Annotated in this window: 12 protein-coding genes and 1 tRNA gene; 9 read left to right on the top strand and 4 right to left on the bottom strand. The window is 40.7% G+C overall.

The annotated features are described in order from the left end of the window. Positions 1–489: 489 nt before the first annotated feature. The 7 genes from trpB to trpA are packed head-to-tail and all read left to right on the top strand — an operon-like array spanning position 490 to position 6981. A complete protein-coding gene (gene trpB / locus DW103_RS17230) occupies positions 490–1677 on the top strand; it encodes a tryptophan synthase subunit beta (protein ID WP_122278419.1) in 1188 nt (395 codons plus the stop codon). 10 nt (positions 1678–1687) lie between these two features. Beyond that, positions 1688–3091, top strand: coding sequence for an anthranilate synthase component I family protein (locus tag DW103_RS17225; RefSeq protein ID WP_122278414.1), 1404 nt, complete (start codon positions 1688–1690; stop codon positions 3089–3091). A 22-nt stretch (positions 3092–3113) separates the two neighbouring features. Next, the gene (locus DW103_RS17220) at positions 3114–3683 is read left to right on the top strand and encodes an aminodeoxychorismate/anthranilate synthase component II (RefSeq protein ID WP_122278412.1); all 570 of its coding nucleotides are present in this window, start codon (positions 3114–3116) and stop codon (positions 3681–3683) included. 52 nt (positions 3684–3735) lie between these two features. Next, positions 3736–4731, top strand: coding sequence for an anthranilate phosphoribosyltransferase (gene trpD, locus DW103_RS17215; RefSeq protein WP_122278410.1), 996 nt, complete (start codon positions 3736–3738; stop codon positions 4729–4731). 5 nt (positions 4732–4736) lie between these two features. After that, on the top strand, positions 4737–5549 hold the full coding sequence (trpC, locus tag DW103_RS17210; protein ID WP_122278408.1) for an indole-3-glycerol phosphate synthase TrpC: 813 nt from the start codon (positions 4737–4739) through the stop codon (positions 5547–5549). Further along, the gene (locus DW103_RS17205) at positions 5543–6184 is read left to right on the top strand and encodes a phosphoribosylanthranilate isomerase (RefSeq protein WP_122278406.1); all 642 of its coding nucleotides are present in this window, start codon (positions 5543–5545) and stop codon (positions 6182–6184) included. The genes trpC and DW103_RS17205 overlap by 7 nt, the downstream gene beginning before the upstream one ends. A 23-nt stretch (positions 6185–6207) precedes the next feature. Further along, the gene (trpA, locus tag DW103_RS17200; protein ID WP_122278404.1) at positions 6208–6981 is read left to right on the top strand and encodes a tryptophan synthase subunit alpha; all 774 of its coding nucleotides are present in this window, start codon (positions 6208–6210) and stop codon (positions 6979–6981) included. Positions 6982–7038: 57 nt separating this feature from the next. Here the strand turns inward: trpA and DW103_RS17195 are convergent, their stop codons facing one another. From DW103_RS17195 to DW103_RS17185, 3 genes are all read right to left on the bottom strand, one after another. After that, entirely contained in the window at positions 7039–7971 is a 933-nt protein-coding gene (locus DW103_RS17195; protein ID WP_122278402.1) for a DUF3137 domain-containing protein, read from the bottom strand. Positions 7972–8009: 38 nt separating this feature from the next. Continuing rightward, positions 8010–8519, bottom strand: a complete 510-nt coding sequence (locus DW103_RS17190) for a LemA family protein (protein WP_199653048.1) — start codon at positions 8517–8519, stop codon at positions 8010–8012. A 211-nt stretch (positions 8520–8730) separates the two neighbouring features. Next, positions 8731–8817, bottom strand: a tRNA-Ser gene (locus DW103_RS17185). Positions 8818–9430: 613 nt separating this feature from the next. Between DW103_RS17185 and DW103_RS17180 the strand changes: the two genes are divergently transcribed. After that, positions 9431–10690, top strand: coding sequence for a phosphatase PAP2 family protein (locus tag DW103_RS17180; protein ID WP_233545727.1), 1260 nt, complete (start codon positions 9431–9433; stop codon positions 10688–10690). A 166-nt stretch (positions 10691–10856) separates the two neighbouring features. Here the strand turns inward: DW103_RS17180 and DW103_RS17175 are convergent, their stop codons facing one another. After that, a complete protein-coding gene (locus DW103_RS17175; protein ID WP_122278397.1) occupies positions 10857–11408 on the bottom strand; it encodes an NADH peroxidase in 552 nt (183 codons plus the stop codon). Between the two features lie 152 nt (positions 11409–11560). Between DW103_RS17175 and DW103_RS17170 the strand changes: the two genes are divergently transcribed. After that, a complete protein-coding gene (locus DW103_RS17170; RefSeq protein WP_122278395.1) occupies positions 11561–12619 on the top strand; it encodes a class I fructose-bisphosphate aldolase in 1059 nt (352 codons plus the stop codon). Positions 12620–12977 lie beyond the last annotated feature (358 nt).

Genomic DNA, 12977 nt, shown 5'->3' with positions numbered 1-12977 from the left:
AAGGGGCTTTTGATTTTTATTCCTAATGCGTTTGCCCTGTATCGATGAAATGTTAAAGAGGTTGAGACAGATGGAGGTGATAGATGTGCATTTCTCTTATTTAGGTTAGTTGAGGCTTTTATTAGATTAGGAAGAATCTTTGGATTTTCGGCTTACCTCAAGGCTGTATCGGGAAGTCGTTTGCTATACCTTAATATATGGAATAGTAGTAATAAATTCGTATTTGAAAATATTTTTGTAAAAAAAAGACGTAATTATTTGCAGTTTGTAAGAGAATATCTATATTTGCTGCCGTAATAACAATAATCGTTATGAGAACAATTTTAGTAAATACATATTGGTGGTGGCATTCCGTACAACTCAAAAGGTCGTAAGGAAAGCAGTCCTCGTGTATATACTAATAGAGATATAATTAAAAGGTCTGTCGCACTTGCGACAGGCCTTTTTTCATTTAGAGCAAAAAGAAATATAAAAATAAAAGAAAGAATGATGAAAACGTATCAAGTGAACAAAGACGGATATTACGGTGAATTTGGCGGAGCTTATATTCCCGAAATCCTTCACCAGTGTGTAGCGGATTTACAAAAAACGTATCTCGAAGTGTTGGAAAGTGATAGTTTCAAAAAGGAATTCGACCAATTACTGCGTGATTATGTAGGACGTCCTTCTCCTCTTTATTTGGCGAATAGGTTGAGCGAAAAGTATGGTTGCAAAATCTATCTGAAAAGGGAAGACCTGAATCATACCGGGGCACATAAAATCAACAACACAATCGGCCAAATCTTATTGGCCCGCAGGATGGGAAAGACGCGTATTATTGCTGAAACTGGAGCCGGGCAACATGGGGTTGCCACTGCGACAGTTTGTGCTCTGATGAACATGGAATGTATCGTTTACATGGGAAAGACGGATGTGGAACGCCAACATGCTAATGTGCAGAAAATGGAAATGTTGGGGGCTACGGTTGTTCCTGTCACTTCCGGGAATATGACTTTGAAAGATGCTACGAATGAAGCTATTCGCGACTGGTGTTGCCATCCGTCCGATACGTATTATATTATCGGTTCGACAGTCGGTCCTCACCCTTATCCGGATATGGTGGCCCGTTTACAATCTGTTATCAGCGAGGAAATCAAAAAACAATTGCAGGAAAAGGAAGGACGCGATTGTCCTGATTACCTGATTGCCTGTGTAGGAGGGGGAAGTAACGCAGCCGGTACGATTTATCATTTTGTTGACGAAGAACGGGTAAGAATTGTTTTAGCTGAAGCCGGCGGGCTGGGTATTACAACCGGAAAGAGTGCCGCCACCATACAACTGGGAAAAAAAGGAATTATCCACGGAGCCCGTACTCTTGTGATGCAGGATGAAGACGGGCAGATTGAAGAACCGTATTCGGTTTCTGCCGGACTGGATTATCCGGGTATCGGTCCGATGCACGCAAACCTATCTACTACGCATCGTGCCGCTATTCTGGCTGTAAACGATGATGAGGCACTGGATGCCGCTTTCGAACTGACTCGTCTGGAAGGTATTATTCCCGCTTTGGAAAGTGCACATGCTTTGGGTGCTTTGGCAAAAGTTGAATTCAAACCTACAGATGTTGTAGTTCTGACTGTTTCCGGTCGCGGGGATAAGGATATGGATACCTATATTCAGTATAAAAACCAAAAATAATTTTTCAATCATGAATTATACATTTAAGACAATAAGCAAGAAGGTACTCGGCGACCTCCATACTCCGGTCAGTATTTACCTGAAGGTTCGTGATATTTATCCTGAGTCTGCCTTGCTGGAAAGTTCTGATTTTCACGGAAATGAAAATAGTCTTTCATATATAGCTCTTTGCCCGTTGGCAAGTATCGGCATAAATAATGGCGAGTGTACTTCAACCTTTCCCGATGGTAGCCGGGAAGTTTCTCCTTTGACGGAACAATACAATGTGGGAGATGCCATGAACGACTTCCTTTCTCGCTTTTCTGTGGAAGGGCAAGATAAAAAAGTTTGCGGCCTTTTCGGTTATACAGCTTTTGACGCAGTCCGTTATTTTGAAAATATTCCGGTAATGGAAGCCCATCATGAAGAAAATGATGCTCCCGATATGCTATACATATTATATAAGTACATGCTTGTTTTCAACCATTTTAAAAATGAGTTGACTTTGGTCGAATTGTTGGAACCGGGTGAGGCTTCTCATTTACACGAAATAGAATCGCTTATTGAAAATAGAAATTATGCTTCTTATAATTTTCAAACGGTAGGGGCGGAAACTTCCCCGATTTCCGGAGAAGAATATAAAGCAATGGTTCGTGCAGGTATCCGTCATTGCTTGCGCGGTGATGTTTTCCAGATTGTGTTGAGTCGCCGTTTCGAGCAACCGTTCAAAGGGGACGATTTTAAAGTATATCGTGCTTTACGCAGTGTTAATCCTTCTCCTTATTTGTTTTATTTTGATTTTGGAGGTTTCCGTATCTTCGGTTCTTCCCCCGAAACACATTGTAAAGTAGCTGACGGACACGCCAGTATCGACCCGATTGCCGGAACAGCTTTCCGTACCGGTGATGTGGCTTTGGATAAACAACGTACAGAAGCATTACTGGCTGATCCGAAAGAAAATGCGGAACATGTCATGTTGGTTGACTTGGCTCGCAATGACCTGAGCCGGAATGCACATAATGTACAGGTCGATTTTTATAAGGAGGTACAATTTTATAGCCATGTTATTCACCTCGTTTCCCGTGTGAGTGGCGATATCGATGCAACCAGTAATCCGGTGAAAACATACATTGACACATTTCCGGCCGGAACTTTGAGCGGAGCACCGAAAGTTCGTGCTATGCAACTGATTACCGACATTGAAAAACATAATCGAGGGGCTTATGGCGGTTGTATCGGTTTTATCGGTTTCGACGGTGATTTAAATCAGGCCATAACCATCCGTACATTTGTCAGTCGTGGAAATGTGTTGTATTATCAGGCTGGTGCCGGTATTGTTGCTAAAAGTAATGATGAAAGGGAATTGCAGGAAGTCAATAATAAACTGGGGGCTTTGAAAAAAGCAATTGATTTGGCTGAAAAACTGAAAAATTGATAATAGAAAATTCAAATAGGTCATGAAAATATTATTGTTAGATAATTACGACTCCTTTACATATAATTTATTGCATATTTTAAAGGAATTGGGTGCGGATGTGGAAGTATACCGCAACGATAAGATAGCATTGGACGAAGTGGAACGTTTTGATAAAATATTACTTTCCCCCGGACCCGGTATTCCGGAAGAGGCCGGTATTTTATTACCGCTTATCCGGCAGTATGCACCAACGAAAAGTATTCTGGGTGTATGTCTGGGAGAACAGGCTATCGGACAGGCTTTCGGGGCAACTTTGATTAATTTGGCGGAGGTTCATCACGGTGTTTGTTCGGATATCCGTATCAAGGCGAAAGAATCGTTGTTTGCCGGTCTGGAACCTGGTTTTCGTGCCGGACGTTATCATTCGTGGGTGGTTTCGAAGGAAAATTTTCCCGATTGTCTCGAAATTACGGCTGAAGACAGTGAGGACGGACAAATTATGGCGCTCCGCCACCGTCAATACGATGTAAAAGGAATCCAGTTTCATCCGGAATCGGTTCTGACACCCAAGGGAAAGGTGATAATACAAAACTGGTTGAATGGAAAGTGATTTTTCCTGCCGGAATGTTATCAGTAAAATCCAATAATAAAATATACGTTTTATGAAAGAAATATTATATCGATTGTTTGAACATCAGTACCTGGGACGTGAAGAGGCCCGCCAGATACTACAAAATATAGCAGAGGGTAAGTACAACGATTCTCAGATAGCCAGTTTAATTACCGTCTATCTGATGCGTAATATCTCTGTCGAGGAATTAAGCGGTTTTCGAGAAGCTCTGCTCGAAATGCGTGTTCCGGTAGATTTAGCCGAATATAAGCCGATTGATATTGTCGGAACCGGAGGAGATGGAAAAAATACATTTAACATTAGTACCTCTTCCTGTTTTGTGGTGGCAGGAGCCGGCTATAATGTAGTGAAACATGGTAATTACGGAGCAACTTCCGTGAGTGGTGCCAGCAATGTAATGGAGCAACATGGTGTGAAATTTACGAATAATATCGGCCAACTTCGCCGTTCTATGGACATCTGCCATATTGCTTATTTGCATGCACCCTTGTTTAACCCGGCATTGAAAGCGGTAGCTCCGGTTCGTAAAAGTTTGGGGGTACGTAGTTTCTTCAATATGCTTGGCCCACTGGTGAATCCGGTGATGCCTGCCTATCAGTTATTGGGTGTTTATAATTTGCCGCTATTACGTCTTTACAGCTATACCTACCAAGAAAGCGGTACTCGTTTTGCCGTGGTTCATAGTTTGGACGGATATGATGAAATATCGTTGACATCTGAATTTAAGGTTTCCATGCCGGAAAAAGAAAAATTATATACGCCCGAAATGTTAGGATTTACGCGTGCGACGGAAGCCGAACTGGATGGAGGAGAAACAGTGGGTGATGCAGCCCGTATCTTTGATAATGTATTGCGGAATCAGGCAACGGATGCACAGAAAAATTGTGTGATAGCTAATGCCGCATTTGCCATTCAGGTGATTTGCCCGGAAAAGAAAATAGAAACCTGTATTGCAGAAGCTAGTGAATCGCTTGAAAGTGGAAAAGCACTGGCTGTATTGACTAAATTCATCGAATTGAATTCATAAGCGATATGAAAGATATATTACAAGAGATAATAGCGAATAAGCGTATTGAAGTGGAGCGCCAGAAGGAAGCTGTTGCATTACAAACTCTATTGGGGCTTGGCGGTGAACGGCTGGAACGTCCGACTCGTTCGATGCGTGCCTCTTTGGCTGCTTCACCTGCCGGAATAATTGCGGAATTTAAACGTAAAAGTCCTTCCAAAGGTTGGCTGCATCCGGATGCGGCCGTGGCGGAAGTGGCTTCTGCTTATGAAAAAGCGGGAGCATCAGCCTGTTCTGTTTTAACGGATTCGTTGTTTTTTGGTGGATCTTTAAGTGATTTATGCCGGGCGCGTAGCCGGGTCGATTTACCTTTATTACGTAAAGATTTCATTATCGACGAATACCAGCTTTATCAGGCCCGTGTCATGGGGGCAGATGCCGTATTGTTGATTGCTGCTTGCCTGACTACCGAGAAATGTCGTGTGTTGTCGGAGTTAGCTCATGTGTTGAATATGGAGGTTTTACTGGAAATCCATAGTGAAGAGGAATTGGATTATTTGAATCCGGATATTGATATGCTGGGGGTAAACAATCGTAATCTGGGAACTTTTCATACTGATGTGGAAAATTCGTTCCGCTTGGCAGAAAAGATGTGTGCCTGTGTGGAAACAAAAAATTACTCTCCTCTCTTGGTTTCGGAAAGTGGCATTTCCCGCACAGAAACAATTCTCCGGTTACGTGAAGTCGGTTTTCGCGGATTCTTGATAGGAGAAACATTTATGAAAACCGGACAACCTGGCAAAACATTGTCTGCATTTATAGGAGAATTGTTATGCTGATAAAGGTTTGTGGCATGCGGGAGCCTGATAATATCCGCAAGGTAGCTGCTTTGGGAGTGGATTGGATGGGATTCATCTTTTATGCTAAATCTCCGAGATGGTATGGTGCTGTCGGGAAGGAACTGCTTCTTGCCGAAGACGCGATTTCCCATATTCCGCAGTCTGTTAAGAAGGTGGGCGTTTTTGTCAATTCCCCATTGGAGGAAATCATGAAAACAGTTTTGCGGTATAAGCTTGATTATGTACAGTTACATGGAAATGAGTCTCCGGATGATTGCCATATGTTGCAAAAGCGTGGATATTCCCTAATCAAGGCTTTTTCTGTTGCTACGGTTGAGGATTTGGGGCATACGGCTGATTATGAGGGACGCGTCGATTATTTTCTTTTCGATACCAAATGCAAAGGGTTCGGAGGCTCAGGACACCAGTTTGACTGGTCGGTCTTGGCGGCTTATGAAGGGCAAACTCCGTTTATATTAAGTGGGGGTATTCGTCCGGATAGTGTGGACGCTATTATCCGGTTTCATCATCCCGCTTGTATGGGTATCGATTTGAATAGTGGGTTCGAAACGGAACCTGGACTGAAAGATATTGATAAATTGAAGTCTTTTGTAGAGACAATCAGAAAAAAATAACTAAACAAATAAAAGAGATAGGTATGAATCGCATTACAAACTTATTTGAGACAAAAAAAAGTAATATATTATCCGTTTACTTTACGGTCGGTTATCCGCATTTGGAGGATACGGTAACAGTTCTGAAAACCTTACAGTCCAAAGGTGTAGATATGGTAGAAGTGGGAATTCCGTTTTCCGACCCGATGGCTGACGGTCCGGTTATCCAAAAAGCAGCTACCCAGGCACTTCGCAATGGTATGACGCTTCGTCGTTTATTTGAACAATTGGGCGGGGCACGCAACGAAATCCGGATACCGGTTATCCTAATGGGGTATCTGAATCCGATTATGCAATTCGGTTTCGAAAATTTCTGCCAACAATGTGTGGAAGTGGGGGTAGATGGAATGATTATTCCTGATTTACCTTTTGCCGATTATATGGCGGACTATAAAGAAACAGCCGAACGATACGGTTTGAAAATCATTATGCTGATAACTCCGGAAACTTCAGAAGAGCGTATCCGTTTGATAGATGCACATACTTCCGGTTTTATTTACATGGTGTCGAGTGCTACTACTACTGGGGCGCAGAAAAGTTTTGATGAACAAAAACAGGCTTATTTCCGTCGTATCAATGCCATGAATCTGGCTAATCCCCGTTTGGTTGGTTTCGGTATATCCAATAAAGCGACTTTCGATGCGGCCGTTTCTAATTCCAGCGGTGCGATTATCGGTAGTAAATTTGTCCAATTATTAGGTAGCGAAGCAACTCCGGAGGAAGCTGTCGACAGATTGCTCGCAGGATTGAAAGTGTAAATTTCTTTTATTATTGAATGGCTACATGCGCAACTTGCGTCTTGTTCGGTATCCGGATTATTCTTTGCTCCAGATGCGGGTATTCAAATCGAGCGCGTCGATAATGGAGGTCAGCGAAACAATCGTGGCATATTCTTCTTTCAGATTTTCGATGTCACGGACTGATCTCCATAGGCTGGCCTCAAAATGATTGCTGGTACACTTTACCATAATCACAATCTGAGAGTGATGAAAGCTGACTAAAAGGCCGTTTCCGAACAGTTCGTCCAGCTTAATAAGTTTTTCCATTAAGCTGGGGGATAGGATATAACGGGCTTCTACCTGATCGGTCGAAAAGACATCGAAATGTTTTTCGAATACCGGATTCTCTAATTTAACCCGTTGTCCGCGTCCGAATTTAAAGATGGAATTTCTCTGAATAATCGTTTGCCCTGAGAAATCTTTGTTGAAATCGGCTATGAACATAAAGCCTTGAAATAAAGTAACCCAATGTGTTTGTGTTTGCCCTTTGGAATTTGTTGTGACCTGTTTTTCTTCCGCATGTACTTCAGCGAAACAAAAAGCGGTTTTCCCGACTTTTCCGCTGATAAAGTCTTCACTATTGTAACGGTCGGGGCGACTGTATAAAGCTGTTTGATTAAAAGAAGCTTCGGATATACCCGTTTCCGGTTCGTATTTCCCCTCTTCAATCAATTCTTCTACCAGTTTGCCAATCACTTTCTTTTTATATAGAGGTGACAGTTTGTTTGCTTGATAATTAAAAATAACGGAAGAAACGATACAGGCAACTATGAAACCGAAAAGTAGCCCGTATAAGGGATTCGAGGTTGCGAACAAGGATATGACAACAGCAATTGCCAATATGCCGCCACTATATATCAAACTTTTCTTTTTGGCATCATTAAGTAGCGAACGGCGGAGCCCTTCCAATTGGTCCATAGCTGGGACCATTCTTTCTTTTATTTCGCTAAAAGAAGGGATATTTCTCATTTTTATTTGATTTTACCGATGGATTATTAGAAAGAAGTTTAGTATTTATAAACTTCTTTACGTGTGAATTTGAATGAATTAGCAATCAAATTGGATGGAAAGCTCTGGACACTATTATTATAGTCGGTGACGGCTGCATTATAGGTGCGTCGCGCAGCAGCTAATTGTTCCTCTGTTTCGTTGAGCGTCCGTTGCAATTGCAGGAAATTTTCGGAAGCTTTCAGTTCCGGATAGTTTTCGGCAATCACTAAAAGCCTTTCTTCTGCTTTGTTAAAATTGTTGTCCAGTTCCATTTTGTCGGTATCCGACATTTTTGCATAGTTCATGCTTCGCATCTGAGCTATTTTGGAAAAGACTTCTTTCTCGTGTTCCGCATATTGTTTGGCTATTGTGACTAAATTAGGAATGAGGTCGAAACGTTTTTTCAGCATTACGTCGATAGTGGCAAATGCATTTTCAGCCTGATTCCTTTTGCTAACCAATAAATTATAAATGATTATGCAAATTAATAGGATGGCACCGATTGCAATAAGAACGATTTTCAGCATGATTAGATTATTTTTTACATTAGATAGGACAAAGTTAGAATTTATTTGTGTAGAATCCTTTTTCCTTTTGACTTATTTTATCTTTCCTTGTATTTGTCGCAAATCTTATTGATTAAGACTTTGTATTGATTTTGCATGAAACTTGTGGATGCCCCATCTTTCTGTACGCTGGTAATCAGACGGAAATGGATTGGAATACTGGTTGGTTTAGCGGAAAGACTGGGATTCGAACCCAGGGAACAGTTACCCGTTCACCGCATTTCGAGTGCGGCCCATTCGACCACTCTGGCATCTTTCCTTCGGTCGTTTGACGTTGCAAATGTATGGAATTTTTGATATGTTTATCCATAAAACGTGTTTTTTCTGCAAAAACTATATGAAATATGTTTCAACTGTGAGTAATCCGACCATTTTATAAATACAAAATCTACAATAACCCCTCTTAAATGTTTTGTTCTGTATGTGATTGATAGTCAATGTTATAATATATGTAAGATTATTAATAAATATTACCCGCAATAGAAAAATCAACTATATGGGATATAAATTTCTTTTTTATGGGATTGTATTTCGATTTGGACTAACGAGTATTTGTGAAAACTGTACAATAAGACAATAAGTCATGAAATGTAACCTACTTTTTAATACAGAGATAGGAAGAAACAGGGGTAAGGATAAAAAAGGGTGACAGAGTTCAGTAAGAACTACGTTAATAATGAGACAAAATTATAGAATAAATTTCGAATGGTAACATTTTTATGTGAAATATGTGTTTTTATTTTGGAATATTTCTGTGTTGTGTTTTCATATTTAGACCATAAGGAAAGCCTTGCCCACATATTTCTTTTACAAACCACTTCTTTTTGATACCCAAAGGCGTAGTTCTTACTGAACTATATAATTCAATATCTATGGTCTTGTATAAAATCAAAAATCATTGTGTTCTATGTAATCTGTTGATTGCTATATTGTTGATGTCTTTTTGTGCGGATTCGAATGCACAAAAAGACACGATAAATATTTCGTATTATAATTTTAATAAACATTCTAAATGTAATTTTGTATCTTCAAAAGCTTTTCAAATAACTGGTATTGGAGTTCCTCTAGTGACTGTAGGCTTTCTGGCAAAAGCTTCGGATAAACATTTCCGGGAATTGAGAAATACTTTTATACCGGACTACCATTGGAAATATGACGATTACTTGCAATATCTACCGGCTTTTGCAATGGTGGGGATGAAAATCGGCGGTGTGGATAGTCGCAGTTCATGGGGACGAATGCTTGTATCGGATGCTTTTTCGGTAGCATTAATGGCCTCGATTGTGAATGGGGTAAAGTTTACGGCTAAAGTAAAGCGTCCGGATGGCAGTAATCGTCGCTCTTTCCCTTCGGGACATTCGGCTACAGCTTTTATGACTGCAACGATGATGCACAAAGAGTATGGTGGGAGGAGTCCTTGGTATAGTATTGGGGCTTATACAGTTGCAACGGCAACAGGGGTAAGCCGTATGATGAATAACCGCCATTGGCTGAGCGATGTAATGGTTGGGGCTGGTATTGGTATTCTGACTACGGAACTGGGGTATTATTTGGCGGACCTGATATTTAAAGAGAAAGGGATACGTTCTTTTGGGGAAAGTGAGCCGTTTGAGAGATTGTATCGTCCTTCATTTGTCGGTTTATATATGGGAGTGAATTTGCCGGTAGGAAGTAATAGACTTTCTGATGGGCGAAAACTGTCTTTATCTGCCGGGAGTAGTGCCGGTTTTGAAGGGGCCTACTTTCTAACTCCGTATGTCGGTATCGGTGGGCGTGCGTTGGTCGCTTGTATGCAGCCTTCTGTCGATGATGTGGAAACAACGGATGCCGTTGAGATTGTCTCGGCTTATGCTGGTCCTTACTTCTCATACCCGCTTGCAGCGCGTTGGTTGACGGGAGCTAAGGCCTTAGTGGGGTATGCTTATTATCCGGAATATGCTTCTTCTGATTTATTGATTGGAGAAACCGGTAATTTTAGTTTAAGTACAGGTTTGTCTATCACCTATTTAGCTAAACGTAACTTTGGAATGAAAGCCTATGTGGATTATGTTATGCTTCCTTCTATGGTGAAGGGTGGAGGCGGGGTGTTGAATTTGTTTACTGTAGGGGGAGCAATGAACATTCAGTTTTAAATAAATGTCAGCTTCTTATTATGAATCTAGTATCTTGAGGACGATAAACATGTCCAAGGGACTTGCCGAAGATGGTTATATCCTATGTCTAATTTGTTTTTGCAATAAAAAGGGGGGTGTGCCAAAAGTCTGACACATCCCCTTTTGTAGTTAACGAATTTGCGATTTATTTGAAATAACGGTTGTATAAACCTTCGAATCCTTTACCGTGACGAGCTTCATCTTTACACATTTCATGGACAGTATCGTGGATAGCATCCAAATTCTGCTGTTTAGCCAATGTAGCAATACGTTTTTTATCTTCGCAAGCTCCGGCTTCAGCTTCCATGCGTTTTTTCAGGTTGGTTTTTGTGTCCCAAACAACATCACCCAGTAATTCTGCAAATTTAGCCGCATGTTCAGCTTCTTCCCAAGCATAACGTTTGAAAGCTTCGGCAACTTCGGGGTAACCTTCACGGTCGGCTTGGCGGCTCATTGCCAAATACATACCGACTTCCGTACATTCTCCCATAAAGTGGGCATTCAGACCTTCTAAAATGACTGGGTCTACTCCCTTTGCTACGCCCAATACATGTTCGTCTACAAATTGCAAAGCTCCGGTAGTTTCTACCAATTCTTTGAATTTGCTCTTTGGCTGTTTACACTGAGGACAAAAATCAGGTGCTTCATCACCTTCATGAACATAACCGCACACTGTGCAGATCCATTTCTTTTTCATACTTGTAAAATTTTTATTGGTTGTTTAGTGCAAAATTAACTAAACATTTTGAAGGGAGTGTTTTTTTCTTGATAGAAATATTCTATCTGTTAATTGATAAAAACTATGAACCTTCATTAATGGAGGATTGTTTTATTTAAAAAACTAATATTATGGATACTTCGAAAATCAAGAACCTTTTAGGTGAACAAGGTGAATTTCTGTTGAATCATACTTGTAAAACAATAGACAAATCGCTCATACATCTTCCTTCTCCCTCAGTAATCGATGATATCTGGAGCGTTTCGGACAGGAATCTGAAAACATTAAATAATTTGCAAAGATTACTTGGTCATGGACGTTTGGCAAATACCGGTTATGTCTCTATTTTGCCTGTCGATCAAGATATAGAACATACAGCCGGTGCTTCTTTTGCTCCGAACCCTATTTATTTTGATCCTGAAAATATCATTAAATTAGCTATTGAAGGCGGATGTAATGCAGTTGCTTCTACTTTTGGAATTTTGGGCTCTGTAGCTCGAAAATATGCACATAAAATACCTTTTCTGGTAAAACTTAACCATAATGAATTATTGACTTATCCTAATTCATACAACCAAATTATGTTTGGCACAGTGAAAGAGGCTTGGGATATGGGTGCTGCAGCAGTGGGAGCGACTATTTATTTTGGTTCCGAGCATAGTCGTCGGCAGTTAGTCGAGATTTCTGAAGCTTTCGAATATGCGCATGAATTAGGGATGGTTACTGTTCTCTGGTGTTATTTACGTAATAATGAGTTTAAAAAAGAAGGAGTAGACTATCATGCGTCAGCTGATTTAACCGGTCAGGCTAATCATTTGGGTGTAACAATCAAAGCGGATATTATTAAACAGAAATTACCTGAAAATAACGGAGGTTTTACTACGATTAAATTCGGAAAAGTTGATCAAAAAATGTATACGGAACTGACAACCGAACATCCGATTGATCTTTGTCGTTATCAAGTTGCCAATAATTATATGGGACGTGTTGGGCTGATAAACTCAGGTGGTGAGTCTCATGGCTCCTCAGATTTGAAAGATGCAGTATATACTGCCGTTGTTAATAAGCGAGCCGGAGGTATGGGGCTGATTAGTGGTCGAAAAGCATTCCAGCGTCCGATGAAGGATGGGATAGAATTACTCCATACAATACAGGATGTCTATTTGGATAATGAAATAACGATAGCTTAAGAAAAAACATATCTTTACTTTCCTTCCCGTACCTTATAATACAGAACCTCCTCGTGAAAGAAAGATGCAAAAAAGATTGGAAAAGATTTGGTAGTTGCATAAATATCCTCTACTTTTGCACCCGCATTCGAGCGAGAGTGGTCAGTGATATACATGCTGAGAAGAGGTAAACCGGAAAGCGGATGAGGTTAGCAAGGCTAAGCAAGATGTCCGGGCGTCCGGGGGCTTAAAAAAACTTTTCAAATTTTTCCCTGAAAAATTTGCCGGTTAATAAAAACTCCTTACCTTTGCACCCGCAATCGAGAAAACGAGCGCAACAAGTTCTTTGAAAGAATTACATATCAACTAAAGTAGTACA

The sequence above is a fragment of the Parabacteroides sp. AM08-6 genome (genome assembly GCF_003473295.1).
Lineage (GTDB): Bacteria > Bacteroidota > Bacteroidia > Bacteroidales > Tannerellaceae > Parabacteroides.
Note: the sequence above shows the minus strand (reverse complement) of the source record. Positions and strands in the feature narration are given on the sequence as shown.

Bases quoted from the DNA above. Each gene is read 5' to 3' on its own strand.
- DW103_RS17195 (WP_122278402.1), bottom strand. From the start codon at position 7,971: ATGAGAAATATCCCTTCTTTTAGCGAAATAAAAGAAAGAATGGTCCCA.
- trpC (WP_122278408.1), top strand. From the start codon at position 4,737: ATGAAAGATATATTACAAGAGATAATAGCGAATAAGCGTATTGAAGTG.
- DW103_RS17170 (WP_122278395.1), top strand. From the start codon at position 11,561: ATGGATACTTCGAAAATCAAGAACCTTTTAGGTGAACAAGGTGAATTT.
- DW103_RS17175 (WP_122278397.1), bottom strand. From the start codon at position 11,408: ATGAAAAAGAAATGGATCTGCACAGTGTGCGGTTATGTTCATGAAGGT.
- DW103_RS17190 (WP_199653048.1), bottom strand. From the start codon at position 8,519: ATGCTGAAAATCGTTCTTATTGCAATCGGTGCCATCCTATTAATTTGC.
- trpD (WP_122278410.1), top strand. From the start codon at position 3,736: ATGAAAGAAATATTATATCGATTGTTTGAACATCAGTACCTGGGACGT.
- DW103_RS17180 (WP_233545727.1), top strand. From the start codon at position 9,431: ATGGTCTTGTATAAAATCAAAAATCATTGTGTTCTATGTAATCTGTTG.
- trpB (WP_122278419.1), top strand. From the start codon at position 490: ATGAAAACGTATCAAGTGAACAAAGACGGATATTACGGTGAATTTGGC.
- DW103_RS17225 (WP_122278414.1), top strand. From the start codon at position 1,688: ATGAATTATACATTTAAGACAATAAGCAAGAAGGTACTCGGCGACCTC.
- DW103_RS17205 (WP_122278406.1), top strand. From the start codon at position 5,543: ATGCTGATAAAGGTTTGTGGCATGCGGGAGCCTGATAATATCCGCAAG.
- trpA (WP_122278404.1), top strand. From the start codon at position 6,208: ATGAATCGCATTACAAACTTATTTGAGACAAAAAAAAGTAATATATTA.
- DW103_RS17220 (WP_122278412.1), top strand. From the start codon at position 3,114: ATGAAAATATTATTGTTAGATAATTACGACTCCTTTACATATAATTTA.